23 protein-coding genes are annotated in these 23,902 nt (G+C 66.9%); 14 read left to right on the forward strand and 9 right to left on the reverse strand.

Going from position 1 to position 23,902, the window contains the following annotated elements:
* Nucleotides 1-29: 29 nt before the first annotated feature.
* From sdhA to LTH96_RS07780, 3 genes are all read left to right on the forward strand, one after another.
* Entirely contained in the window at nucleotides 30-1,817 is a 1,788-nt protein-coding gene (gene sdhA / locus LTH96_RS07770) for a succinate dehydrogenase flavoprotein subunit (protein WP_241465176.1), read from the forward strand.
* Entirely contained in the window at nucleotides 1,817-2,605 is a 789-nt protein-coding gene (locus LTH96_RS07775; protein WP_241465177.1) for a succinate dehydrogenase iron-sulfur subunit, read from the forward strand. Before sdhA ends, LTH96_RS07775 begins: the two co-directional genes overlap by 1 nt.
* Before the next feature lie 142 nt (nucleotides 2,606-2,747).
* Nucleotides 2,748-3,704, forward strand: coding sequence for a hypothetical protein (locus LTH96_RS07780; protein ID WP_241465178.1), 957 nt, complete (start codon nucleotides 2,748-2,750; stop codon nucleotides 3,702-3,704).
* A 17-nt stretch (nucleotides 3,705-3,721) separates the two neighbouring features.
* Here LTH96_RS07780 and LTH96_RS07785 read toward each other — a convergent pair whose 3' ends face one another.
* The 4 genes from LTH96_RS07785 to LTH96_RS07800 form a co-directional block, all read right to left on the reverse strand.
* On the reverse strand, nucleotides 3,722-4,831 hold the full coding sequence (locus LTH96_RS07785; RefSeq protein WP_241465179.1) for a YihY/virulence factor BrkB family protein: 1,110 nt from the start codon (nucleotides 4,829-4,831) through the stop codon (nucleotides 3,722-3,724).
* Between the two features lie 18 nt (nucleotides 4,832-4,849).
* The gene (gene trpS, locus LTH96_RS07790; RefSeq protein ID WP_370644420.1) at nucleotides 4,850-5,857 is read right to left on the reverse strand and encodes a tryptophan--tRNA ligase; all 1,008 of its coding nucleotides are present in this window, start codon (nucleotides 5,855-5,857) and stop codon (nucleotides 4,850-4,852) included.
* Between the two features lie 137 nt (nucleotides 5,858-5,994).
* A complete protein-coding gene (locus tag LTH96_RS07795) occupies nucleotides 5,995-6,756 on the reverse strand; it encodes an exodeoxyribonuclease III (protein ID WP_241465562.1) in 762 nt (253 codons plus the stop codon).
* Between the two features lie 161 nt (nucleotides 6,757-6,917).
* Nucleotides 6,918-7,553 (reverse strand): hypothetical protein, encoded by a 636-nt coding sequence (locus LTH96_RS07800; protein WP_241465180.1) that lies wholly within the window; start codon nucleotides 7,551-7,553, stop codon nucleotides 6,918-6,920.
* Between the two features lie 166 nt (nucleotides 7,554-7,719).
* Here LTH96_RS07800 and LTH96_RS07805 point away from each other — a divergent pair, with 166 nt between their 5' ends.
* Complete coding sequence (locus tag LTH96_RS07805) at nucleotides 7,720-8,061, forward strand: hypothetical protein (RefSeq protein WP_241465181.1); 342 nt, start codon at nucleotides 7,720-7,722, stop codon at nucleotides 8,059-8,061.
* Here the strand turns inward: LTH96_RS07805 and LTH96_RS07810 are convergent.
* The 4 genes from LTH96_RS07810 to LTH96_RS07825 form a co-directional block, all read right to left on the reverse strand.
* Entirely contained in the window at nucleotides 8,045-9,562 is a 1,518-nt protein-coding gene (locus LTH96_RS07810) for an MFS transporter (RefSeq protein ID WP_241465182.1), read from the reverse strand. The two genes, LTH96_RS07805 and LTH96_RS07810, sit on opposite strands and share 17 nt — an antisense overlap.
* A gap of 122 nt (nucleotides 9,563-9,684) precedes the next feature.
* Complete coding sequence (locus LTH96_RS07815) at nucleotides 9,685-10,320, reverse strand: DUF4064 domain-containing protein (protein ID WP_241465183.1); 636 nt, start codon at nucleotides 10,318-10,320, stop codon at nucleotides 9,685-9,687.
* Between the two features lie 58 nt (nucleotides 10,321-10,378).
* Nucleotides 10,379-11,674, reverse strand: a complete 1,296-nt coding sequence (locus LTH96_RS07820; RefSeq protein WP_241465184.1) for an ABC transporter permease — start codon at nucleotides 11,672-11,674, stop codon at nucleotides 10,379-10,381.
* On the reverse strand, nucleotides 11,671-12,378 hold the full coding sequence (locus LTH96_RS07825; protein ID WP_241465185.1) for an ABC transporter ATP-binding protein: 708 nt from the start codon (nucleotides 12,376-12,378) through the stop codon (nucleotides 11,671-11,673). The genes LTH96_RS07820 and LTH96_RS07825 overlap by 4 nt, the downstream gene beginning before the upstream one ends.
* Before the next feature lie 208 nt (nucleotides 12,379-12,586).
* Here LTH96_RS07825 and LTH96_RS07830 point away from each other — a divergent pair, with 208 nt between their 5' ends.
* The 5 genes from LTH96_RS07830 to LTH96_RS07850 all read left to right on the forward strand — a co-directional run bounded on the left by LTH96_RS07830 (nucleotide 12,587) and on the right by LTH96_RS07850 (nucleotide 18,365).
* Nucleotides 12,587-13,594, forward strand: coding sequence for an ABC transporter ATP-binding protein (locus LTH96_RS07830; protein WP_241465186.1), 1,008 nt, complete (start codon nucleotides 12,587-12,589; stop codon nucleotides 13,592-13,594).
* Nucleotides 13,584-15,404 carry an ABC transporter permease gene (locus LTH96_RS07835; protein WP_241465187.1) on the forward strand — a complete coding sequence of 607 codons (1,821 nt, stop codon included), beginning with the start codon at nucleotides 13,584-13,586 and terminating at the stop codon, nucleotides 15,402-15,404. Before LTH96_RS07830 ends, LTH96_RS07835 begins: the two co-directional genes overlap by 11 nt.
* A 169-nt stretch (nucleotides 15,405-15,573) precedes the next feature.
* Nucleotides 15,574-16,623 (forward strand): ABC transporter permease, encoded by a 1,050-nt coding sequence (locus LTH96_RS07840; protein WP_241465188.1) that lies wholly within the window; start codon nucleotides 15,574-15,576, stop codon nucleotides 16,621-16,623.
* Entirely contained in the window at nucleotides 16,620-17,393 is a 774-nt protein-coding gene (locus tag LTH96_RS07845) for an ABC transporter permease (RefSeq protein ID WP_241465189.1), read from the forward strand. Before LTH96_RS07840 ends, LTH96_RS07845 begins: the two co-directional genes overlap by 4 nt.
* A gap of 174 nt (nucleotides 17,394-17,567) precedes the next feature.
* Nucleotides 17,568-18,365: an ABC transporter ATP-binding protein gene (locus LTH96_RS07850; protein WP_241465563.1), complete on the forward strand. Its 798-nt coding sequence runs from the start codon at nucleotides 17,568-17,570 to the stop codon at nucleotides 18,363-18,365.
* Between the two features lie 28 nt (nucleotides 18,366-18,393).
* On the opposite strand, the gene LTH96_RS07855 is transcribed toward LTH96_RS07850, so the two are convergent.
* The gene (locus tag LTH96_RS07855; protein ID WP_241465190.1) at nucleotides 18,394-18,894 is read right to left on the reverse strand and encodes a MarR family winged helix-turn-helix transcriptional regulator; all 501 of its coding nucleotides are present in this window, start codon (nucleotides 18,892-18,894) and stop codon (nucleotides 18,394-18,396) included.
* A 132-nt stretch (nucleotides 18,895-19,026) separates the two neighbouring features.
* Here LTH96_RS07855 and LTH96_RS07860 point away from each other — a divergent pair, with 132 nt between their 5' ends.
* The 5 genes from LTH96_RS07860 (at nucleotide 19,027) to LTH96_RS07880 (ending at nucleotide 23,863) form a co-directional block, all read left to right on the forward strand.
* Nucleotides 19,027-19,950, forward strand: a complete 924-nt coding sequence (locus LTH96_RS07860) for an SDR family NAD(P)-dependent oxidoreductase (protein ID WP_241465191.1) — start codon at nucleotides 19,027-19,029, stop codon at nucleotides 19,948-19,950.
* A gap of 59 nt (nucleotides 19,951-20,009) precedes the next feature.
* Nucleotides 20,010-20,984, forward strand: a complete 975-nt coding sequence (locus LTH96_RS07865) for an amidohydrolase family protein (protein WP_241465192.1) — start codon at nucleotides 20,010-20,012, stop codon at nucleotides 20,982-20,984.
* A complete protein-coding gene (locus LTH96_RS07870; RefSeq protein ID WP_241465193.1) occupies nucleotides 20,977-22,173 on the forward strand; it encodes an acyl-CoA dehydrogenase family protein in 1,197 nt (398 codons plus the stop codon). The genes LTH96_RS07865 and LTH96_RS07870 overlap by 8 nt, the downstream gene beginning before the upstream one ends.
* A gap of 114 nt (nucleotides 22,174-22,287) precedes the next feature.
* Complete coding sequence (locus tag LTH96_RS07875) at nucleotides 22,288-22,761, forward strand: MaoC family dehydratase (protein WP_241465194.1); 474 nt, start codon at nucleotides 22,288-22,290, stop codon at nucleotides 22,759-22,761.
* A 97-nt stretch (nucleotides 22,762-22,858) separates the two neighbouring features.
* Nucleotides 22,859-23,863: an ABC transporter substrate-binding protein gene (locus LTH96_RS07880; RefSeq protein ID WP_241465195.1), complete on the forward strand. Its 1,005-nt coding sequence runs from the start codon at nucleotides 22,859-22,861 to the stop codon at nucleotides 23,861-23,863.
* The last annotated feature ends 39 nt before the right edge of the window (nucleotides 23,864-23,902 follow it).

A 23,902-nucleotide genomic window follows, 5' to 3' on the forward strand; every position in this document is an offset into this window, starting at 1 on the left:
GAACACCAAGAAAAGAGAGCCACAAGCTGATGCAGGTTCACAAGTACGACGTCGTCATCGTCGGCGCCGGCGGCGCCGGAATGCGCGCGGCCATCGAGTCCGGCCAGCGCGCCCACACTGCCGTGCTGACCAAGCTCTACCCCACCCGGTCCCACACCGGCGCGGCACAGGGCGGCATGTGCGCCGCACTGGCCAACGTCGAAGAGGACAACTGGGAGTGGCACACCTTTGACACCGTCAAGGGCGGGGACTATCTGGTGGACCAGGATGCAGCCGAGGTCATGGCCAAAGAGGCCATCGACGCCGTGCTCGACCTGGAGAAGATGGGCCTGCCCTTCAACCGCACCCCCGAGGGCAAGATCGACCAGCGCCGCTTCGGCGGGCACACCCGCGACCACGGCAAAGCCGCCGTGCGCCGCGCCTGCTACGCCGCTGACCGCACCGGTCACATGATCCTGCAGACGCTGTATCAGAACTGCGTGAAGCACAACGTCGAGTTCTACAACGAGTACTACGTGCTCGATCTGCTCACCGTGGACGAAGAGGTGACCCGTGAAGACGGCACCACCTACACGCAGAAGAAGACGGCCGGCGTCGTCTCCTATGATCTGGCCAACGGTGAGATCCACGTCTTCCAGGCCAAGTCCGTGGTCTTCGCCACCGGCGGTCTGGGCAAGATCTTCAAGACCACCTCCAACGCGCACACGCTGACCGCCGACGGCATGGCCCTGGCCTACCGCGCAGGCATCCCGCTGGAGGACATGGAGTTCGTGCAGTTCCACCCGACCGGCCTCGCCGGGCTGGGGATCCTGCTCTCCGAAGCCGCTCGCGGCGAGGGAGGCATCCTGCGCAACTCCGAGGGTGAGCGCTTCATGGAGCGCTACGCCCCCACGATCAAGGACCTCGCTCCGCGTGACATCGTCGCCCGGTCGATGGCCAACGAGGTGCGTGAAGGCCGCGGCGCCGGTCCGAACAAGGACTACGTGCTGCTGGACCTGACCCACCTGGAGCCGGCGCACATCGATGCGAAGCTTCCCGACATCACCGAGTTCGCCCGCACCTACCTCGGCGTGGAGCCCTACACCGAGCCGGTGCCGGTCTTCCCGACCTGCCACTACGCCATGGGCGGTGTGCCCACCACGGTGAAGTCTGAGGTCCTGCAGGACAACGACACCATCGTGCCCGGCCTCTTCGCCGCCGGCGAGGTCGCCTGCGTCTCGGTGCATGGCTCCAACCGCCTGGGCACCAACTCGCTGCTGGACATCAACGTGTTCGGCAAGCGCGCCGGCCTGGCCGCCGCCGAGTACGCCGCCACCGCTGAGTTCGTGGAGCTGCCGGAGAACCCGACGGCGTTCACCGAGAACCAGCTCAACGCGATGCGTGCCAGCACCGGCGGAGAGCGCGTCTCCACCCTGCGCTCTGAGCTGCAGGAGACCATGGACGCGAACATGCAGGTGTTCCGCTCCGAGGACACCATCAAGGAAGCCCTCGCGGTCATCGCTGACCTGCGCGAACGCTATAAGGGCGTGCAGATCCAGGACAAGGGCAAGCGATTCAACCTCGACCTGCTCGAGGCCGTGGAGCTCGGCTTCCTGCTGGACATGGCCGAGGTCATGACCGTGGCAGCCCTGCACCGCAAGGAATCCCGCGGCGGACACTACCGCGAGGACTTCCCGGAGCGTGATGACGAGAACTTCATGCTCCACTCGATGATGTACCTGGATACCGAGTCCTCGACTGAGGGCACGCACGGGATCCGCGCCGACACCAAGCCGGTCGTCTTCACCCGTTACGAGCCGATGGAGCGTAAGTACTGATGAGCACCCCCACCACAGAAGCCGCAGAGCCCGCTTCCAAGATCGACCTGGCCCAGAGCACCGGCGGCGGGGAGGTCCCCAGCTTTGACGTGACTCTGCAGGTGCGCCGCTATGACCCGGAGTTCTCCGACGACGCCCGCTGGGACGAATGGACGATCACCATGTACGGCACCGACCGTGTGCTGGACGCCCTGCACAAGGTCAAGTGGGAGATCGACGGATCCCTGACGTTCCGCCGGTCCTGCGCCCACGGCGTCTGCGGCTCCGATGCCATGCGCATCAACGGTCGCAACCGGCTGGCCTGCAAGGTGCTGCTCAAGGACCTGGACACCTCCAAGCCGATCCTGGTCGAGCCGATCAAGGGTCTTCCCGTGGAGAAGGACCTGATCGTGGACATGGAGCCCTTCTTCCAGTCCTACCGCGAGATCATGCCCTTCATGGTGAACAACTCCCCGGCCCCGACCGGCGAGCGGATCCAGTCCCCGGAGGAGCGCGAGCGCTTCGACGACACCACCAAGTGCATCCTCTGCGCCGCCTGCACCTCCTCCTGCCCGGTCTTCTGGACCGATGGACAGTACTTCGGTCCGGCGGCCATCGTCAACGCACACCGGTTCATCTTCGACTCCCGCGACGACGCCGGCGACATGCGCCTGGAGGTCCTCAACGACAAAGAGGGCGTGTGGCGCTGCCGCACCACCTTCAACTGCACCGACGCCTGCCCCCGCGGCATCGAGGTCACCAAGGCCATCCAAGAGGTCAAGCGTGCGGTGCTGACCCGCAGCATGTAGTACCCGCTCATCAAGAGGTGGGGTGGCGGGCGCGGTCGATGCGCCCTCTGCCCCACCTCTTTTTGCATCCCCCTCCCGGAACCGGTTAGGTGAGCTCACGGACAGATACGACGAGGCCGCCCGACATCTGATCGATGTCGGAGTGGGCCGGACGAACTTCACGAACATCGTCGTGGCCGCGGAGGCCCTGGACCGTGGCATCACCGTGCGCAGGGCCACCAGCAGCAGCCGGATGGTGCTGGAGCACCAGGGGCGCATGCGCACCTGGGCCGGCGGAAGCACGAACCACAACGATGACCTGCTCAAGAAGATCGCCTCCTACAAGGACGTGGCCAGCCGTCTCTTCCGCGACCTCAAGATCAGCGCCCCGGAGAACGCGGTCTTCGGCGTCTCGGAGTCTGCGCGCGCCTGGGCCTGGGCGTCGCCCTTCACCAGGAGCGTGATCAAGCCGCACAACGGTCGGCAGGGCCAGAACGTCCACGCCGGCATCGCGACCGAGGAAGAGTTTCACACGGCCTTCCACCGGGTCGCCGCAGCGAGCAGCCAGATCCTGGTGGAGGAGTTCTACACCGGAGTGGAGCACCGCTGCCTGGTGGTCGAGGGCAGCCTGGTGGCTGCGACCCAGCGCCGGCCCGCAAGCGTGCTCGGCCACGGGCGCACCAGCATCAGCGACCTGGTCAGGGCGAAGAACCGCGACCGCGGCCCGATCCACAAGGACCTGGTCATCGACGCCGTCGCGCGCGAGTACCTGGACCGCCACGGCTACCGGCCCGACACGGTCCCGAGGGCGGCGGAGCGCGTCTACCTGAGAAGCACCTCTAACCTGCATACGGGAGGAGACGCGGTCGACGCCACGGACGAGATTCGCGACGAGGAGCGTGAACTCGTGGAGCGCGCGGCGCGGGCTCTGCGCGGGCTCCGCATCGTCGGATTCGACGTGCTGCTGCCCCGCGGTGACGGCGACGTCCACGCAGCCTCGGTGCTCGAGATCAACGCCAGCCCGATGGTCTCGATGCACCACTTCCCCTGGTCAGGTGAGCCCCGGGACGCGGCTCGCCACGTGGTCGATTCGCTCTTCCCGCGCACCGTCCGGCGCTGAAGCACCCCTGCGCCGCCTCAGCGGGCGGCCGCGACGGGTCCGAGACGGCGGCTGCGGGCATCGGTGGCCAGCGCCGCCCAGGACGCGCAGAGCAGATAGATCAGACTGAGCAGGAAGAAGTAGATGAAGAAGCCCAGCACTGTGGCGAAGGATGACACGATCAGGTTTCCGCCTTCGACCCCGCTGAGCAGGAACGTGGAGAGCTGGCGCAGCATCGAGGAGCCGACGGCGGCGAGCAGCGCCGCCCGCCAGAGCACCGAGACCGGCATCACCACTCGTGAGGCCACGCGGAAGATCAGGATCGCGACCAGCACGTCGAGGATCAGCGGCACGGCCAGTGTGATCACGGTGCCGACCAGTCCTTGAAGCACGTTCAGGTTCCAGCCCAGCACCCGCTCGCTGAACTCCAGCACCGATTCTGAGATCAGGCTGGTGGCTGTGGCGGCCAACAGCATGGTGCCCAGCAGCAGCATCACCCCGAGGTCCCGAGACTTGACCACCAGCACGTTCTCATCCATGAGCGGACGGTCGAAGATGCTTCGGATCCCGGAACGCAGCCCGTTGATCCAGCTCAGCGAGGCCACCATCGCCACCAGCAGCGAGACCACCAGGGTGAGGCCGAAGCCTCCGGTGTCGAAGAGCTGTTCCTGCGTGGCAAGCCCGTCTTCGCCGATCAGCCCGGGCAACGCATCATTGGTCAGATCCACGATCGTGTTCTGCAGCTCCTTGTTCCCGCCGATGACGAGGCCCGCCACGGAGAACCCGGCCACCAGCGCGGCCGAGACGGAGAAGAACATCATGTACGCCGCACCGGCGGCCATCACCGTTCCGTAGTGGAACAGGAAGAGGTTCAGGATCCGCATCCCGCGGGTGGTGTCGAGTCGGGTGAGCCCCCAGAACACGGTCGGCCCGAACATGGATGCGCGGCCGCGACCCTCCCTGCGGGCGTGGCCCCGGGCGCGTCGGGCCTTGACCTCGCGACGCCGCAGAGCCTCGAGGTCCAGCGGGTTGACCATCCCCGAGACCTCCTCGCGATCATTCATCGCCTTCGCGGCGGCTCGCGCGTGTCCGGCGATCAGACCGTGCCCGCCGGTCCGTGGTCGCAGCCTGGAGGGGTCCTCGTTCACCGCAGGCTCACTGTCGGCTCACTGCGGGCTCGCCGGGAGGAAGCCGACCTTGTCGTACACCTCGGCGAGGGTCTCCCCCGCCACGGCCCGCGCCTTCGCGGCGCCGGTGGCCAGCAGCGCGTCGAGCTGCGCCGGATCTTCGAGCAGCTCCTCGGTGCGGTCACGGATCGGGCCGAGCTTCGCCACGACCACCTCGGCCAGCTCTACCTTCAGATGGCCGTACATCCGGCCCTGATACTCCTCGACGATCTCAAGCACCGGGCGGTCGGTGAGCGCGGAATAGATGCTCAACAGATTCGAGACCCCCGGCTTCTCGGCCTGGTCGAAACGGATCTCGGTGCCGTCGTCGGTCACTGCTGACTTGATCTTCTTCGCGATCTGCTTGTCGGTGTCCATGAGGTTCAGCAGCCCGGCGGGCGAGGCGGCGGACTTGGACATCTTCGCAGTGGGATTCTGCAGGTCATAGATCCGCGCCCCGGCGTCCGGGATCAGCGGCTCCGGCACCCGGAAGGTCTCCCCATAGCGGTGGTTGAAGCGCTGGGCCAGGTTCCGCGAGAGCTCCACATGCTGCTTCTGGTCCTGCCCGACCGGCACCCCGTGGGGCTGGTAGAGCAGGATGTCTGCCGCCTGCAGCATCGGGTAGGTGAAGAGCCCGACGCCGGCCGCGTCGGCACCCTCTCTGGCCGACTTGTCCTTGAACTGGGTCATCCGCGCGGCCTCCCCCATTCCGGTCAGGCAGGTCATGATCCAGCCCAGCTGGGCGTGTTGGGGAACATGGGACTGCACGAAGACCGTGGAGCGCTCGACGTCGAGGCCCCCGGCGATGTACTGGGCCGCGGTCCGGCGCACCCGGGTGCGCAGCTCGGCCGGGTCCTGGTGCACGGTGATCGCGTGCATGTCCGGGATGAAGAAGAAGGCGTCGTAGCGCTCCTGCATCTTCACCCAGTTGACCAGCGCTCCCAGATAGTTTCCCAGGTGCAGGGAGTCAGCCGAGGGCTGCATCCCGGAGAGTACGCGCTCAGTCACAGCAGTTCCTTCGTGTCGTCGGGAAGAGTGTCGTGCCGCAGAGTGTCGGGTCACGAGTCAGGCTAGCGGCTTGTCCGCCGCAATGCGGGAAGCGGGCTCACCGTGGCCGGAAGAGCCCTGGATCGTGCAGCCCGGCGTCAGGGCAGCTTGTAGTCCACCACCAGCGGGGCATGGTCGGACCAGCGCAGCGAGTAGTCCTGCGCCCGGTCGACCTGCAGGTTGCCGGCCAGCTCGGCGAGGCCCGGGGTGGCCATGTGGTAATCGATCCGCCATCCGGTGTCGTTGTCGAAGGCCTTCCCGCGGTAGGACCACCAGGTGTAGGGCCCCTCGACCTCGCCGGCCAGGGAACGGGCGACGTCGCAGAAGCCGAGCTCACCGAAATAGGCATCGAAGTAGGCGCGCTCCTCGGGCAGGAAGCCGGAGTTCTTCACGTTGCCCTTCCAGTTCCTGATGTCCAGCTCACGGTGGCCCACGTTGAGGTCTCCCATCACCAGCAGGTGATCGGTGCGCTGGGCCAGCTTCGGCAGGTACTCGGTCATGTACTGCAGGAACCGCATCTTGTGCTCCTGCTTGGTGGTGCCCACCTCGCCGGAGTGCACGTAGACGCTGACCACGGTCAGCGTGGAGCCGTCGCCGAGCTCATAGTCGGCTTCGATCCAGCGGCCGTCGTCCTCGGGATGCCCCTCGCCGATGCCGTTGCGGGTGGCGATCGGTGCGTTGCGCGAGATGATCGCGACGCCGGCCCGACCCTTGTCGGCGGCCTCATATTCGTGGACGTGCCAGGTCTCCCCCAGGGGCTTGGTCATGTCGGTGACGAGTTTGGTGAGGATCTCCTCGTCGGCCCGGACCTCTTGGAGCGCGAGGATGTCGATCTCGCGCTCTGCCAGCCATTCACCCATGCCCTTGCGGTGCGCCGCGCGGATCCCGTTGACGTTGACCGAGGCGATCCGGGTCTGCTGGTCGGGCTTGGGATCGACGATGCGGTGCGGGTGCTCACCGAAGTCTGGTGCTTCTGCGGAAGTCGCTGCGCCGTTGGAAGTCTCGGTCACGTCGGGTCCTTTCAGTTGACGATCTCGCCGGTGATGGGCCGGTCGTCGTCGTTGTTGCGGTTCTTCGCGCGGCGTGCGTCGCCTTCGCGATGCTGACTGGACCCGCCGCGGTGATCCTGCCCGGTGTCGCCTGCGCCGCGGCCGACGTGTTCGGAGAGCATGTCTCGGCCGTTGCCGGCGGTCATCTCGATGGTGTCCAGCGCCCGGTCCACCATCGCCAGGTCAGCCTCGCCACCCTTGGCGAGCTCCTGGGTGATGACCCGCTTCTGCACCTGGACGATCTTGAAGGAGTGATCGAGCTTCAGGTTCCGCGCGTGGGTGTCCTCGTCGACCACGGCGGTGCCGCCGAGCGTGTCGGCACGGCGGGAGGCCGCGTCGGCGCGCGCCGAGTCCAGCGTCTGGCCGAACTTCTTGGCTCCGGTGCGCACCGAGATCACCAGCACGGTGGCCAGAAGCAGCCAGCCTCCGGCGATGACGGCGATGATCCAGCCGATCACGTCGTTCTGGTTCGCGGCGAAGACCAGCGCCACCAGCAGCACGGTGATCATCACCGCGAAGCTGATGCCGGAGGTGCGCCGGCCGAAGTTTTTGAGGGTTTCTTGCGCGCCAGATGCGCCGCCTGTGGGCAGTGACTGCTGAGAACTCATGCGCCTGATTATCCCTGCGATCACGGCGTCATGGCGAATCGCCCTCGTCCTGGCACAGGTTTCCTGCCGCAGACCGGGTGAAACCTGATCATCCGAGCGTCGCTCACGTCTGAAATGATGGTCAGGAACGTCGCCCAGAGCTGTCCCAACGATCCAGGAGGACCTGATGGCCGCACAACCCGAGACTTCCCGCCCCGCGGATGCACCCGAGCGCACCACATACATGCGCCGCTACGCGCTGGACCCGGCGCTGGCGCAGGAGTTCGTCAGCTTCCTGACCAAGAAGGTCATTCCGGCGCGGGAGGAGCGCGGGTTCACGGTGGAGTCGATCTGGCTCTCCGACGGCATGGACGAGCTGACCTGGTTCGTCAGCCGCTTCGGTGATCGTGAGGAGTTCGCGCAGGCGGAGCAGGCCTGGGAGGACTCCCCCGAGCGCGCCGAGATCTTCGCGGGCGCCCCGGCCTATGTGACCGGCAAGGATCTGCGCCCGGTCACCCGCCTGCGCTGACCGGGTTCTCCAGCGCCTGCCGGGCCCGCCGGGCGGCGAAGAGCGCAGCCGCCACCGAGGTCAGCATCAGTCCGGCGATCACCAGGGAGCTGGTGACGATTGCTGACTGGTGGCCCTGCTCGGCGCTGACCGAGAAGTAGACGCCGGTGACCACCGCGATGCCGATCGCGGTGGACACCCGCTGCGCCGTCTGCGCCACGCCCCCGGCGGCTCCCGCCATGGACTCTGGAACCTCCCGCATCGAGAGCGTCTGTGCACTGGGGATGATCAGCGCCTGGGAGAGCCCGACGACCGCCAGCGCTGCCCCGATCAGCCACAGCGACCCGTAGGGGGTCACCATCAGTGCGGCGGCGCCCGCCAGTGAGAGCATCGCGACGACGCCGGAGATGGTCCCGCTGACCAGCATGCGGGGGCCCTTGCGGTCCACCGCCTGGCCCACCCGCGAGGAGAGCAGCATGACCATCACGGCGCTGGGCAGCGTGACCAGCCCGGCGATCAGCGCACCCTCCCCGCGGCCCTGCTGCACGTAGACCGCGACCACCGCCCAGGTGGCCGGCATGCCCGCGAAGTACAGGCCCAGCACCAGCGAGTTCAACGTGTAGCTGGGCAGGGTGAACAGCGACAGATTGACCATCGGGGCTGCTGCGTCGCGGCGGCCGAGCCTGCGCTCCCAGAGCGCCCACAGCACCAGCACGCCGAGGCCGGCCACGGCCAGAAGCCCGCCGAGCAGGCTGCGGAACGCGATGAAGGGCAGCATCAGCAGCAGCACCGCGATGCTGAGCAGCACCACTCCTAGCGGGTCCAGCCGTGCGATGCCTCGGGCGGCCGACACGGGGCTGGCGGCCCCCGGCGCGGCGGGCCCAGGTCGCTCGGCAGGATCGGGGAGATCAGCGGGGCTGAGCGCCTCGGCGTCGTCCAGGGTCTTCGGGAGCCAGCGCACGATGGCGATCAGCGCGATGACGGTGACCGGGACGTTGATCAGGAAGGTCATCCGCCAGCCGAGGTCTGACCCGGTGGTGTCGATGATCAGTCCGCCCAGCGCGGGCCCCGCAGCTACTGCGACCCCGATGATGGTGCCCATCATCCCGTAGGCCCGCCCGCGCGCGGGTCCGGTGAAGAGACGTTGGATCATCCCGATGATCTGCGGGGTCAGGATGCCCGCTGCGAACCCCATGAAGACCCGGGCAAGGTTGAGCACCAGCGGGTTCATCGCCAGCGCGGCGCCCAGGGAGGCGGCGCCGAAGAGCACCACGCCGAACATGAAGAGGCCGCGTCGGCCCCAGATGTCTCCCGCGCGGCCTGCAGGGACCAGCGCCATGCCGAAGGCCAGCGCGTAGCCGGAGAGCACCCACTGCAGATCCGCCGAGGTGGCGCTGAGGCTCTCCTCGATGGCGGGCAGGGCGACGTTGACGATGCTGATGCTCAGCAGCGCCGCGAAGAGCGGCAGGAACATCGCCGTCATCATGCGGCGCGAGCTGCCCATGGCAGAGGTCTGATTCACCCGTTCACCCTATCGCCGCAACACTCTCGCGACTCGCCCTCGAGGTGTCCCGTGACATGCCCGCTGACGCAGAGCGGGGGCGCCCCCGTGAAGGAGCGCCCCCGCAGAGCGAGAAGTGATGACTACCGGCGGAACTGTGCCAGGTAGGTCTTGACCTCGGTGCTGAAGGCCAGCACCAGCCAGTAGACGGCGACGCCCACGTGGACCAGCACGAGCACCAGTGTCAGCAGGTCGGCGCCGATGACGCCGAACAGGGTGAACAGGATGCCGAGGATCGCGAAGACGATGCCGGTGATCCGTGCCCAGTTCTTGTTCTTCCTGAGTCCGAAGAACACCAGCAGGTACAGCCCGACGCCGATGATCAGTGTGACCCAGACGAGGGCCGTGGTGAGGCCCAGCATCATCTCGGCCAAGTCCGCGGCTTCCTGCCCGGTCGCCCCCTGCTGCTCGGCGGTGTTCATCAGTTCCTGCCGGAGCAGGTCGTCGCTCATGAACAGCCCCGGCAGCGCGCTCAGCACATAGATCGCGAGCGAGACCAGGGTCAGGGTCTTGAGCAGGCTGTACTTCCTGGGCTCCGCGATCGGCCCGCCGTAGGCGCCGGGCGCATAGGGGTCGGTGCCGTACTTCGAGGTGGGCTCACCACCGGGGAAGCCGCCGGGCTGGTTGCCGCCGTAACCGCCGGGCTGGCTGCCCGGCTGGCTGCCCGGCTCATTGCCGGGGAAGCCGGCGGGCTGGTCTCCGTAGGGAGGGTTGCTCATATCTGCTCCTTGTTCACAGTTTGTGTTCACGACTCACCTTAGGCCCAGCGGGCCGTCGTCACTCGTACCGAAGCGCCTCGATCGGGTCCTTCTTCGCCGCCCTCGCGGCGGGAAGCGTGCCTGCCAGGAAGGCGATGAAGACGATCAGCGCGATGATCCCGGCGATGGCCAGCGGATCCACCGCGAAGAGCGTCAGTCCGGCCACTGCTCCCAGCGGGCCGCCGTCACCGGTGAGCCAGGCGTTGCCGAGAATCCCGGCCCCGAGTCCGAGCACCACGCCGATGATCGAACCCAGGATGCCGATGACCACGGCCTCCATGGAGAAGAGCCCGAAGACCTTTCCGCTGGACATGCCCATCGCCTTCATCAGACCGATCTCGCGGGTGCGTTCCTGCACCGACATCAGCAGCGTGTTCACGATGCCGAAGCTTGCCGCGAGCAGCGCGATCAGGCCGAATCCGGAGAGCACCCAGGAGACGGCGTCGATCACGCCCTGGACGGCGCCGATCTGGTCCTCCACGGTCAGTCCGAGGAGGTCCTGCTCGGTGAGCGCGTCCTTGATGCCCTGCTCATTGGCCTCGAGGTCGTCCACGTCGACCACCGCCATCGTGTAGGCGTTCTGGGCCTGGCCCTCGTAGCCCTCCATGGAGAGGTCGTTGAGCTCCTGGTTCAGCTCCCGTGAGGGCATGGGGGTGGCTCCGATCCCGGAGAGCGCCTCCTCGGAGACTCCGACGATCTCGGCCTCCACCGCGGTCTGCTCACCGGTCACATTGCTGATGCCGATCTGCACTGTCTCGCCAAGGACCTGTTCGGCGTCCTCGGTGTCGAAGATGGTGAGCCACTCGGCCGGGATGCTGAGCTCCATCCCGTCCTCACCGGGCGCCTCGCCGGCTTCAAGCTCGAGTCCCAGCGCATTCGCTGGCACGTCGAGCTCCATGGCGTACTGCGCACCGTCGGGCGTCTCGAGGTAGTCAGGTGAGACGAAGACCATCGGGTCGACGGCTGAGACGTTGTCGATCTCCTCGATCGACTCGATGTCAGAGTCGGTGAGCACACCACCGCCGGAACCCGGTCCGAACATGCCGCCGGAACTTGCTGCGGCCTCCGGGTCGTATTCGGCCGGACCATCGGTCGGCGCGGCGTCAGAGGCGCCGGTGCTCATGACGAACATCTGCGAAGAGCCGCCGAAGCCGGCGACCACCGTGTCCACATACTTGTTGACTCCCGCGCCCAGCCCCGAGGTCAGGGTCAGGGTGAAGGAGCCGATGACGATGGCGACCACCGTCAGGGCGGTGCGCAGCTTCGAGCGGAAGGTGTTGCCCAGCGCGGTGCGTGCGACGTCGACTGACCTCATGCGTGCACCCCCGTGGCGCCGTGCTCTTCGGCGACGATCTCGCCGTCCTGCATCATGAGCCGGCGCTGGCACTTCGCGGCCAGGTCCTCATCGTGGGTGACGACCACCAGGGTGATGCCGTGATCACGGTGCAGCCCGAAGAGGATGTCTTCGACGATCTCCGAGGTGACGGTGTCCAGGTTGCCGGTTGGCTCATCGGCGAAGAGCACCGCGGGCCTGTTGACCAGGGCGCGGGCGATGCAGGCCCGCTGCTTCTGGCCGCCGGAGAGGTTGGTCGCCTTGTTCTTGGCCTTGTCGGCCATGTCCAGCTGCTCCAGCACCTCCATGCCGCGACGGTTGCGCTCAGACTTGCCCATCCCGGCGATCTTCAGCGGCAGGGTGATGTTCTCCAGCACCGTCTGGTTGGGGTTGAGGAAGAACTGCTGGAACACGAACCCGAAGGACTCGTTGCGCAGCTGGGAGACCTTCTTGGGCTTCAGCGCGGTCACCGGCTCACCGCCCAGCGCGACGACTCCGGAGGTGGGCTCATCGAGAAGCGCCAGCAGATGCATGAGAGTGGACTTGCCGGAACCTGACTTGCCCACGATGGCAACAGATTCGCCCTCGTGGATCTCGAAGGTCAGGCCCTTGAGCGCGTCGAAACGGGTTGCGCCCTTGCCGTAGACCTTGACGAGGTTCTCGGTCTCGAGAACTGGGGTGGACATTGATGGCCTTTCATCGTGCTCAGAGGTGCTGGGCAGACCTGCCGCGAAGAGGACCTGCCGCGAGAAGTTGGAACTACCTGTTCATTCTCGCGGATGACACTGCCCGAGACATCGGCCCAAAGGATGAACCTCTCCGGGGCACAGACTCTGCGACAATGCGCCGATCGCGCTCTCACCAGGGATCTTCACCACGAGTACACTGCCTTTCATGCCCGTCGAACATGCGATCCGCGCCACAGGTCTGACCAAACGTTACGGCGATTTCACCGCCGTGGACGGCATCGATTTCACGGTGAATCGGGGGGAGTCCTTCGGCCTGCTCGGACCCAACGGCGCAGGCAAGTCCACCACCATGCGGATGATCGCCGCCGTGGCCTCGCGCAGCGCCGGCACGATGTCCGTGGCCGGGCTGGATCCGGAGAAGAACGGACCTGAGGTCCGGGCACGACTGGGGGTGATCCCGCAGCAGGACAACCTGGACGAGGAGCTCAGCGTCCGGGAGAACATCATCATGTATGGCCGCTATTTCGGGCTGCCGCGCCGCTGGCTCAGCGCCAAGACCGAAGAGCTGCTCGAGTTCGCCCAGCTCACCCATAAGGCGACCTCCCGGGTGGAGGACCTCTCCGGCGGCATGAAGCGCCGGTTGACCATCGCCCGCGCGCTGGTCAACGAGCCGGAGATCCTGCTGCTCGATGAGCCCACCACCGGACTGGACCCGCAGGCGCGGCACATCCTCTGGGACCGGCTCTTCCGGCTGCGCGAATCCGGGACCACGCTGGTGCTCACCACCCACCATATGGATGAGGCCGAACAGCTCTGCGAGCGCCTGATCGTGGTGGATGAGGGACGGATCATGGCGGAGGGCTCCCCCGCTGGGCTGATCCGTGACCATTCGACCCGTGAGGTGCTCGAGCTGCGCTTCGGCATGGACCGCAACCAGGAGCAGGCCCAGCAGCTCACCACGCTGCTCGGCTCCCCCGGTCCTGCGTCTTCGAACGACCCGGTGTCTTCGAATGGATCCGCGACCGCGGGTCGCGACGTCGGCTTCAGCCATGTGGAGGTGCTGCCCGACCGGCTGCTCGTCTACGCCGGCTCGGCCGAATCTGCGCTGGAGCAGATCCACGCCGCAGGTCTGCGTCCGATGACGTCTCTGGTGCGCCGCTCCTCCCTGGAGGATGTCTTCCTGCGACTGACCGGGAGGACCCTTGTCGACTGATCCCCTGACCGCGGACCCCGCGCTGAAGGGCCCAGCCAGCCCCGCCGCGGACAAGCAGGCGATGGCCGGCAGAGCCCGCCGCTTCGGCGCGCTGCACCAGGCCGAGCGCACGCTGCGCAGCATGCGGGCCTATGGCACCGTGATCATCTTCTCCTCGGTGAGCCAGCCGATCATGTACATCCTGGCCATGGGCCTGGGCCTCGGCGTGCTGGTGGGCGAGGGCGGCGACTTCGCCGAGTACGGCGCGAGCAGCTACCTGATGTACATCGCCCCGGCGATCCTCGCCTCCACCGTGGCCATGGCCGCAGGCATCGAGTTCACCTTCCCGGTGATGGAAGGGTTCAAATGGCGGCGCCTCTACTACGGCGCCCAGGCCTCCCCGTTGAGCCCGGGCCAGATCGCCTCGGGCCACATCCTGGCGGTCAGCGTGCGCTTCGGCATCCACGCGGCGGTCTTCACGGTGGTGCTCTACCTCTTCGGCGCCATCAGCTCCCCGCTGGGAGTGCTGATGATCGTCAGCGCGATGCTGGGCGGGCTGGCGATCGGGCTGCCGATCATGGCGTACGTGTCCACGCTGCGCGATGAGAAGGGGCAGATGTCGCTGATCCAGCGGTTCGTCATCATGCCGCTCTTCCTGTTCTCCGGCACCTTCTATCCGCTGACGAACCTTCCGGGCTTCCTGCAGGTCCTCGGCTGGTTCTCCCCCATCTGGCACGCCAATGAGCTGGGCCGGTTGCTCGCCTTCGGCCAGCCCACGCCGGCCTGGCTGATCGTGGTCCATGTGCTCTACCTGCTGGGCATCACCGTGACAGCCTGGCTGGTGACGGTGCGGATCTTCACCCGCCGGCTGGGCCTGGAGGAGTGGCGGGGCCGGACCCCCGGTGCCAAGGCCGACGCCAGGCGCCAGGACCGGCTCGCTGTGAAGGACGCGTCCGACGTCGCACGCTCGGCTGCCGCTGAGACCGCTCCTGCGTCACGCGGCGAGCTCCCGCGGATCTCGTTTCGCCGCGGGTTCGGCGCGAACTACTACTCCGGCAACATCCGCGCGGTGTTCGGCCGCGGCCTGACCGCGATCCGGAACAACCGCGGGGTCATCTTCCTCTCCGGCCTGCTCGAGCCGGTGCTGTTCCTGACCTCCTTCGGCCTGGGGATCTCCCCGATGATCGCCGGGGTCGACGCCGAGCAGGTGGGACTCAGCGGCGGCGGGACGATCAGCTATGCCGCGTTCATCGCCCCGGCGCTGCTTGCGGTCTCGGCGATGAACGGCGCGATCTTCGACTCCACCTGGAACGTGTTCTTCAAGCTCAAGATCACCAAGCTCTACCGCACCATGATGTCCACCTCGCTGGGCCCGGTGGATGTGGCAGTGGGCGAGATCTGCCTGGCGCTCTTCCGCGGCGGGCTCTACGCGCTGGGCTTCCTCGGCGTGCTGCTGGTCGGCGGACTGGTGGACCCGCTGGCCGCGGTGCTGATGTGGTTCACCGCGCTCTTCGTCGCCCTGGGCTTCGCCTCGGTCGGGATGGCGGTGACCTCGTTCATGACCCGGTTCCAGCAGATGGACTGGATGATGATGGTGCTGATGCCGATGTTCCTCTTCTCGGCCACGCTGTTTCCGATCAGCGTCTACCCCGTCGGGGTCCAGGCGTTCATCCAGGCGCTGCCGCTGTGGCACGCGGTGGAGCTGATGCGCGACATCGCCTTCTGGGACTTCAGCGGCCTGACCCTGGTGCACATCGGCTACTACCTGGTGATGATCGTCGCCGGGCTGGCGCTGACCACGTACCGGATGAAGAAGCTCTTCCTCCGCTGACCCCCTGACCCAAAGCCCGTTGGGTGGCAGGCAGCGTCCTTGAGAATCTCAATCATTGTTTTCTTGAACTATTGACGTAGGAGGCCTATCCTGACTGTGATGTGTTCTGCATCACAGTGCGAGTGATCTCATTGTGGTGATCCGAGCAACCTTGCACAAGGAGTCATAGATGACTGATGAGAGCTCGCGCCCGGGGCCGGACCCTCGCGGCAAAGCCCCAAGAACCCGCGAGGAGGAGGTCCACCGGCTGCACCGCTGGGAATCCTCCGCCGCCGCGGACCGCCGAGGCGGTGACCTCCGCCGACACACCGACGTGTCCAGCTCGGCTGCCCTGGACATCGCCACCCGTCCGGACCCTGCCGCGCCGCTGACCTCGATCGCGCAGAGCGGCGCCACCGGTCGCGCCACGACCTCGGGACCAGGACGGGCCCGCCGACGACCGCGGCGCGGCTGGGACACCAAGCTTCTCGGCGCCGCCGGGGTCGTGGGCCTGTTGCTGACCTGGGAGATCGTTCCACGCATCGGACTGGTCAACGAACGGTTCATGCCCCCGGCCTCAGAGGCCATCGGCGGACTGATCACGAACTTCGGACTGGCCGACTTCTGGGTCGCGGTGTTCGACACCATGCACGCCTGGGCCCTGGGCATGATCATCGCGGTGGTGCTGGCCACGGTGCTGGGCTTCATCATCGGCTCCTCGACCTTCCTGCGCCGCTTCACGAACTCCACGATCGAGTTCCTGCGCCCGGTCCCCTCGGTGGCGCTGATCCCCCTGGCGGTCCTGCTCTTCGGCGTGGGCATCGAGTCCTCGCTGATGCTCATCGTCTACGCCTGCTTCTGGCAGGTGCTCATCCAGGTGCTCTACGGGGTGGCCGACGTCGACTCGGTCGCGATGAACACCGCACGGTCCTACGGACTGGGACCGATGGCGCGGATGCGCTACGTCACCTTCCCGACCGCACTGCCCTACATCATGACCGGTGTGCGCCTGGCCGCCGCCGTGGCGCTGATCCTCGCGGTCACCGCCCAGCTGATCATCGGCACCCCCGGCCTGGGGGCCGAGATCAGCAGGGCCCAGTCCGGAGGCAACTACGTCTCCATGTACGCCCTCGTGCTGGCAACCGGCCTGCTCGGGGTTCTGATCAACCTGGTCATGCGGATGATCGAGCGCAAGGTCCTCTCCTGGCACTCCTCGGTCCGCACGGAGGTGGCGGCATGACTTATATCCGGAGTTTCCTCAACATCGTGGCCCTGCCGCTGATCCTGCTGTTCATCTGGTTCCTGGCCACACTCGGGGAGGCGAGCTTCTTCGTCCCCACCCCGCAGCTGCTGGTCGAGACCTTCATCAACACCTGGACCGCGGAACGCTTCGCCGGCGACGTCTTCCCCTCGCTGGGACGGCTCATGGTGGGCATCGCGCTCTCCATCGTGATCGGCATCGTGGGCGGCCTGCTGATCGGCTCCTTCCGCTGGCTGCGCGCCCTGCTGGAACCCACCCTGGAGTTCTTCCGCGCAATCCCGCCCACGGTGCTGATCCCGGTGCTGATGCTGCTGGTCGGCATCGGCGACGAGATGAAGGTCTCGGTGATCGTGCTCGGCGCCGTCTGGCCGATCCTGCTCAACACCATCGAAGGTGTGCGTTCGATGGACGAGGTGCTCGCCGACACCAGCCGCACCTACGGGATGAACAAGGTCAACACCGTCCGGTATCTGATCCTGCCCTCGGCCATGCCGCAGATCATGGCCGGCATCCGCCAGTCGCTCTCGATCGCGCTGATCCTGATGGTGATCTCGGAGATGTTCGCCTCCACCGAAGGGCTGGGCTTCACCATCGTGCAGTTCCAGCGCTCCTTCGCCATCCCAGAGATGTGGTCGGGGATCGTCCTGCTGGGACTCATCGGCGTGGTGCTCTCGTTCATCTTCCAGCTCGCCGAGCGCTGGATCCTGGGCTGGTACCACGGGCTGCGCGAGATCGAGCAGTCAGCCTGAGCCTGCCGCACCCCGGCCACCACACCACTTCACACGCGCGACTTCCAGAGAAGGGACCCGGAGATGACCTCCGCACACTCACAGCCCACAAACCCCGTGATCAGCCAGTCCAGCATCCAGGACACACCGGACGGCAGGATCCCCGTCGGGCGGACCATGCCCGATGAACAGCCGATGCTCTCGGTGCAGAATCTGAAGAAGGTCTATCACACCGACGGCGGAGACATCGAAGCGGTCAGGAACCTGACCTTCGACCTTCCCAAGGGTCAGCTGGCCTGCCTGGTGGGACCTTCCGGATCGGGCAAGACCACGCTGCTCAAGTGCATCTCAGGGCTCATGGCGCCCAGCGCCGGCGAGGTCACCCTGCACGGGCAGAAGGTCACCGGGCCGCCGAAGTCGATGGCCGTGGTCTTCCAGGAGTACGGCCGCTCACTGTTCCCCTGGCTGCGGGTGGCAGAGAACGTCGAGCTTCCGCTGAAGAACCAGGGGATGGACAAGTCCGCCCGCAAGGATGCGGTGGAACAGGCGCTGGAGGCCGTGGGCCTGGCCCACGTGCCGAAGTCATACCCCTGGCAGCTCTCCGGCGGCATGCAGCAGCGTGTGGCGATCGCCCGCGCCGTGGCGTACCAGCCGGAGGTCCTGCTGATGGATGAGCCCTTTGCCGCCGTGGACGCGCAGACCCGCGCCGATCTCGAGGACCTGGTCCGCGGCATCTGGAAGAAGCTGGGCGTCTCGGTGCTCTTCGTGACCCACGACATCGATGAGTCCGTCTACCTGGGCGAGCGGGTCATCATCCTGTCCTCCTCACCGACGATCATCCAGGAGGACGTGCTGGTGGACCTTCCGGCGGACCGCGATCAGCTTGAGACCCGATCCTCGCAGCGCTTCGCCGAGCTGCGTCACCACGTCTACGAGCAGATCCAGCTGGCGAAGAAGGGCTTCCGACCCGAGGACGCCGTGGCGATGAAGTAGGCCCGCAGCGAGTGTGGAGCTGCGCGCCTCAGAAGACGATCTTGGCGAGCAGCACGCGCAGCTGATCCCGCTCCGCGGGACTCAGCGCCTGCAGGGTCTGCTCCTCGGCCTCGCGGGTGCGCTGCGCCGCCTGGGCGTAGAGCTCGTGGCCGGCTTCGGTGGCGACCAGGATCTTGGAGCGACGGTCCCGCGGATCGGGCTCCCGCCGGATCGCGCCGCGGTCTTCGAGGATGTCGACGAGGGCGACGACCTGGCTGGGGTCGAGGTCCAGGAATCCGCCCAGCTCGCGCTGCGAGGGGTTGGTCCCGGAGCACGCCATGGCCAGCACGGAGAAATGGCGCACCTTGAGGTCCAGGTCGGCCAGCAGCTGATTGGCCAGGGCATTGCCCCGGCCTCGGGCACGCGCGGTGAGGAAGGCGACTTCACGTGCCAGGGCGGAGTCCTGGAAGCGCTCCTCGCTTTCCTCACTTCTCGCCTGCTTCGCGGGAGACGGTGCGCTCGCCGCGGCGGCGGGGGTCGAGGGGGGCATGGATTCTCCTAGCAGCGGTTCCCGAGTGCGGGATTGAACGGATGAGAAGACAAATCATTGACTTTCTCAATATTATCAAGTGAGATGTATCACAGTAAGCATAGGCCGCGTGGCCCTACAGAAGGAGAGACTATGTCGTTGCAAGGCAAGGTTGCCATCGTGACAGGCTCCGGAGCGGGCTTGGGACTGGCGTATGCCCAGGAGCTCGCCGCCCAGGGCGCCGCCGTCGTCATCAACGACGTGGATCAGGCCCACGCTGATGCCGCCGTGGCGGCCATCGAAGCCGCCGGCGGCCGAGCAGTCGCCGTGGTGGCCCCGGTGGGGTCCACCGAGACCGCAGAACAGCTCGTCGAGACCGCCGTGACCAGCTTCGGAGGTCTCGACATCCTGGTCACCAACGCTGGGATCCTGCGCGACAAGTCGCTGCTGAAGATGTCCGACGACGACTTCGACGCCGTGATCAACGTCCACCTCAAGGGCACCTTCACCTGTGTCCGGGCCGCGTTCAAGCACTTCAAGACCGAAGGCGTGGCCGGGCGGATCGTCTGCATCGGCTCCCCCACCGGTCAGCGCGGAAACTTCGGGCAGACCAACTACGCCGCCGCCAAGGCTGGCATCGTGGGCATGGTGCGGACCTGGGCGCTGGAGTTCAAGCGCGCCGGAGTCAGCGTCAACGCCGTGATCCCGGTGGCCGCCACCGCGATGACCAAGACCGTGCCCTACTTCCAGAAGGCCGTGGAGGCCGACGAGCAGGGGCAGCCCATGCCCGACTTCTTCCGCAAGGGGCTCGGCTTCGGCACCGCGCAGGACGCCGCCGGCGTCGTCGCCTTCCTCTCCTCCGACGCCGTGGAAGGCATCACCGGACAGGTCATCGGCGCGGGCGGAGACCGGCTGCAGGTCTGGAGCCACCCCGAGCCGGTGGTCGAAGAGTTCCACGACGGCGGCTGGGACTACGCGACGCTGCAGACCCAGGGCCGCGACATCCTCGGCGCCCACCTGCAGTCGGTGGGCGAGTCCATGCCGGAGCTTCCCGCCGAGCTGCAGCCCACCGCCTAGGCCGCACAGAACACATGCCCAGGACAGCCCGGACAGCCCGAGCAGGAGAGGATCCCCCGATGCGATACCGATCTGCCATCGACGTACATGCCATCGAGGCGGTGGACACCCACGTCCACCTGGAGCTGGACTCGCACGGACACCGCGCGCTGCCCGAGCTGTTCTTCGACGCCTCGGCGAAGTACTTCAAGACCACCGAGCGCACACCCTCGATCGATCGCATCGCGGAGGTGTACCGGGCGCACCGGATGGCGGCGGTGGTCTTCACCGTGGATGCCCGGACCCAGATGCAGCACGCGCCGAACTCCATCGATGATCTGGTGGCGGGGTGCCTGCGCAACAGCGACGTGCTGCTGCCCTTCGGCTCGGTGGATCCTCGCACCGGACCCGCGGCCCTCGTGGAGGCTCGGCGGCAGGCCGAGGAGCTGGGCGTCCGCGGCTTCAAGTTCCACCCCACCGTGCAGGGCTTCGACCCCTCGGATCAGCAGTTCTACCCGCTGTGGGAGACCCTGCAGGAGATCGGCCTGCCGCTGATCTTCCACACCGGACAGAACGGCATGGGGGCCGGCACCCCCGGCGGAGCAGGGTTGAAGCTGAAGTACTCCAATCCGCTGCTCCTCGACGACGTCGCCGCAGACTTCCCCGGGCTGCCGATCATCATGGCGCACCCCTCGGTGCCCTGGCAGGACGAGGCGATCTCCATCGCCACGCACAAGTCCAACGTCTACATCGACCTCTCCGGGTGGTCCCCGAAGTACTTCCCTGACAATCTGGTCCGCAGCGCGAACAACATCCTCTCGGCCAAGCTGCTCTTCGGCACCGACTATCCGCTGATCACCCCGGAGAAGTGGTTGGACGCCTTCGCGGATCTGCCGATCAAGGACGAGGTCCGGCCCAGGATCCTCAAGCACAACGCGGTCGCGCTGCTCGGACTCGAGGCGCCTTCAACGGTCCCCGGTGCCACGACCACAGACCCCACGACCACAGACCCCACGACATCCGACCCCGTGACACCCGGAGCCCACGATGCGTGAACCAGCCAACGGCACGGTCATCCCCTCGGACCTCTACGGCTTCGCCGAGCGGCTCACCACGGCCGAGCGCAGCGTGATCACCGGACTGCGCGAGGTGCTCGCCGCACAGGTCCACCCCCACCTCAATGCCGCCTGGGATGAGGCGCGCTTCCCGGAGGAGATCATCGCCCCGCTGCGCAGCCTGAACCTGATGGACCCGCCTGCCCTGCGCGAGGCCGGAGAACCGATCCGCGACATCTTCCTCGGCTTCCGGAACTTCGAACTCACCCGCTGCGACATCAACGTGGCCACCTACTACAACGCCCAGGCCAGCCTGTTCCGCACGGTCTGCACCGTGGGCGGCTCCGCCGAGCAGGCGCGTGAGCTCGACGCGAAGATCGTCTCCCATGAACTCACCGGAGTCTTCGGACTGACCGAACCCGAGCACGGCTCCGACGTCGCCGGAGGCCTCGCCACCGCAGCAACCCAGGACCCGCAGACCGGGGACTGGATCATCGACGGCGCCAAACGCTGGATCGGCGGCGCCACCGCGGCCGACGTCGTGGCGACCTTCGCTCGCGACACCGCGGACGGTCAGGTGAAGTGCTTCCTGGTCCCTACTTCGGCCCCGGGTGTCTCCATGGAGGTCATTCCGCGCAAAGCCTCGCTGCGGATCATGCAGAACGCCGACATCACCTACCGGCAGGTCCGCGTCCCGGAGAGCGCCCGACTGCAGCAGATCAACAGCTTCTCCGACGTCGCCGGCTGCCTGCGCCGGATGCGTTCCGATGTGGCCTGGATGGCCACCGGAGCCATGGCCGGCGCCTACGAGGCCGCCCTGGCCTACGTCCGGCACCGGGAGCAGTTCGGCCGCCCCATCGCCGGATTCCAACTGGTCCAGGAGAAGCTCGCGATGATGCTGGGCAACCTCACCGCCTCGCTGGGCATGGTCGTCCAGCTCACCGAGCAGCAGGCCGCCGGGATCTACCGGGATGAGAACTCCGCGCTGGCGAAGATGTACACCTCGCTGCGGCTGCGCGAGACCGTGGCGCTGGCCCGCGAGGTCTGCGGCGGCAACGGAATCACGCTGGACACCGACGTGGCCCGGTTCCACGCCGACGCCGAGGCGATCTACTCCTACGAAGGCACCCACGAGATCAATGCGCTCATCGTCGGACGGGCCGTCACCGGGGTGGGAGCCTTCACCTAGCCCTTCTCACCCATGACTCTTCACCCGGGCAGACGCCTATCAAAAAACAGATGTGACGCAGACCACACCCGACGACCCGCGCACTCAGAATCACCCGCCACCTCAAGGAGCAGCATGACCGACACCGACACCGCCCGCACCGTCGTCTCGTTCGAGGACGCACGCACGATGGCCGGCACCGACCTGGGCGAGACCGCCTGGCGCGAGATCACCCAGGAGATGATCAACACCTTCGCCGATGCCACCGATGATCACCAGTGGATCCACGTGGACCCCGAGCGGGCCAAGGACGGACCCTTCGGAGCGCCCATCGCGCACGGCTTCCTGACCCTGTCCCTGATCATTCCGTTCTGGGGCGAGCTCTTCGACGTCACCGATGTCAGCACGAAGCTCAACTACGGCCTGGACAAGGTCCGCTTCACGGCACCGGTGAAGGTCGGATCCAAGGTACGGATGCGCGGCACCATCAGCGCCGTCGAAGAGGTCAAGGGCGGAGGCCTCCACCTGGTCGTGGACGCGACCTTCGAGGTCGAGGGACAGGAGCGACCCGCCGTCGTGGCCACCTTTCTGGCCCGCTTCTACCCCTGACCCGAGCCGAGCAGCTGCTGTTGAACCCACTCCTCCACCGTCACGCCACACCCACCGAGGGCCGCCGTTCTGCGGCCCCGCACCTCAAGGAGCAGTCATGAAGAAGAACATCGCATCCATCACCGGACTCGCCGCGGTCAGCATCCTGGCACTGGGCGCCTGCGGCTCGGGGTCTCCGGCCGGGGATGAGGAAGACGGCAATGGCGCCGACACCGCGAGCGAGAACGGCGAGCTGACCGAGATCACCGTCGGCGTGCTCCCCATCGCCCCCTCGGTCGGGATCTACTACGGCATCGAGAACGGCATCTTCGAGGAGCACGGGCTCGACGTCGAGCTCTCCACCTCCAACGCCGGCGCCGCCATGCTCCCCGCCGTGAACACCCAGCAGCTCGAGTTCGGCATCGGCAACCCCAACTCGGTGCTCAACGCCAACGACCGCGGACTGGACATGCGGATCGTCACCGGGTACTCCAACTCGCTGGCCGAGGGCGACGACATCGCCGGCGTGGTCTCCACCGTGGAGAGCGGCATCGATGACTGGACCGGACTCGAGGGCAACACCGTCTCGGTCAATGCGCTGCAGACCCAGGGCGATCTGACCATCATGGAGGCCGTGGAGCAGGCCGGCGGCGACCCCGAAGCCGTCGAATTCTCCGAGATGCCCTTCCCCGACATGCAGGCCCAGCTGGAGCAGGGCAACACCGACGCCATCTGGGTGCCCGAGCCCTTCCTGAGCAACGCGCTGGCCGATGAGGCGAACCAGCTGGTCGGATACTCCTTCCAGGACGCCATCGCCGGAATGCCCACCATGGTGAGCTTCAGCTCCGGAGAGTACGTCGACGAGAACCCGGAGGTGGCCCAGGCCTTCAGCGACGCGATGAACGAGTCGCTGCAGGCGGCCGAGGAGGACGAGGAAGGCGTGCGCGCACTCCTTCCCGAGTTCATCGACCTGCCCGAAGAGGCAGCCGAGAACCTCCGCATGGAGGAGCTCGACGGCGAGATCCGCACCGAGCAGATCGAGGAGGCCGGGGCGCTGATGGTGAAGTTCGACTTCATCAGCGACGAGCCGGACACCTCCACGCTGTACTTCGAAGGCGAGTGAGCCCCACGCAGCCGACTGCGCCGGTGGGCGGGAGCGGAG

Source organism: Nesterenkonia sp. LB17 (assembly GCF_022565915.1).
GTDB lineage: Bacteria > Actinomycetota > Actinomycetes > Actinomycetales > Micrococcaceae > Nesterenkonia.

Excerpts from the sequence above, each read along its gene's own strand:
- LTH96_RS07805 (WP_241465181.1), top strand. The coding sequence starts at position 7,720 with ATGGCCGCACAACCCGAGACTTCCCGCCCCGCGGATGCACCCGAGCGC.
- LTH96_RS07840 (WP_241465188.1), top strand. The coding sequence starts at position 15,574 with ATGACTGATGAGAGCTCGCGCCCGGGGCCGGACCCTCGCGGCAAAGCC.
- LTH96_RS07845 (WP_241465189.1), top strand. The coding sequence starts at position 16,620 with ATGACTTATATCCGGAGTTTCCTCAACATCGTGGCCCTGCCGCTGATC.
- LTH96_RS07850 (WP_241465563.1), top strand. The coding sequence starts at position 17,568 with ATGCTCTCGGTGCAGAATCTGAAGAAGGTCTATCACACCGACGGCGGA.
- LTH96_RS07855 (WP_241465190.1), bottom strand. The coding sequence starts at position 18,894 with ATGCCCCCCTCGACCCCCGCCGCCGCGGCGAGCGCACCGTCTCCCGCG.
- LTH96_RS07795 (WP_241465562.1), bottom strand. The coding sequence starts at position 6,756 with ATGGGTGAATGGCTGGCAGAGCGCGAGATCGACATCCTCGCGCTCCAA.
- LTH96_RS07870 (WP_241465193.1), top strand. The coding sequence starts at position 20,977 with ATGCGTGAACCAGCCAACGGCACGGTCATCCCCTCGGACCTCTACGGC.
- LTH96_RS07800 (WP_241465180.1), bottom strand. The coding sequence starts at position 7,553 with ATGAGTTCTCAGCAGTCACTGCCCACAGGCGGCGCATCTGGCGCGCAA.
- LTH96_RS07820 (WP_241465184.1), bottom strand. The coding sequence starts at position 11,674 with ATGAGGTCAGTCGACGTCGCACGCACCGCGCTGGGCAACACCTTCCGC.
- LTH96_RS07865 (WP_241465192.1), top strand. The coding sequence starts at position 20,010 with ATGCGATACCGATCTGCCATCGACGTACATGCCATCGAGGCGGTGGAC.
- LTH96_RS07880 (WP_241465195.1), top strand. The coding sequence starts at position 22,859 with ATGAAGAAGAACATCGCATCCATCACCGGACTCGCCGCGGTCAGCATC.
- LTH96_RS07830 (WP_241465186.1), top strand. The coding sequence starts at position 12,587 with ATGCCCGTCGAACATGCGATCCGCGCCACAGGTCTGACCAAACGTTAC.
- LTH96_RS07875 (WP_241465194.1), top strand. The coding sequence starts at position 22,288 with ATGACCGACACCGACACCGCCCGCACCGTCGTCTCGTTCGAGGACGCA.
- LTH96_RS07775 (WP_241465177.1), top strand. The coding sequence starts at position 1,817 with ATGAGCACCCCCACCACAGAAGCCGCAGAGCCCGCTTCCAAGATCGAC.
- sdhA (WP_241465176.1), top strand. The coding sequence starts at position 30 with ATGCAGGTTCACAAGTACGACGTCGTCATCGTCGGCGCCGGCGGCGCC.
- LTH96_RS07815 (WP_241465183.1), bottom strand. The coding sequence starts at position 10,320 with ATGAGCAACCCTCCCTACGGAGACCAGCCCGCCGGCTTCCCCGGCAAT.
- LTH96_RS07860 (WP_241465191.1), top strand. The coding sequence starts at position 19,027 with ATGTCGTTGCAAGGCAAGGTTGCCATCGTGACAGGCTCCGGAGCGGGC.
- LTH96_RS07825 (WP_241465185.1), bottom strand. The coding sequence starts at position 12,378 with ATGTCCACCCCAGTTCTCGAGACCGAGAACCTCGTCAAGGTCTACGGC.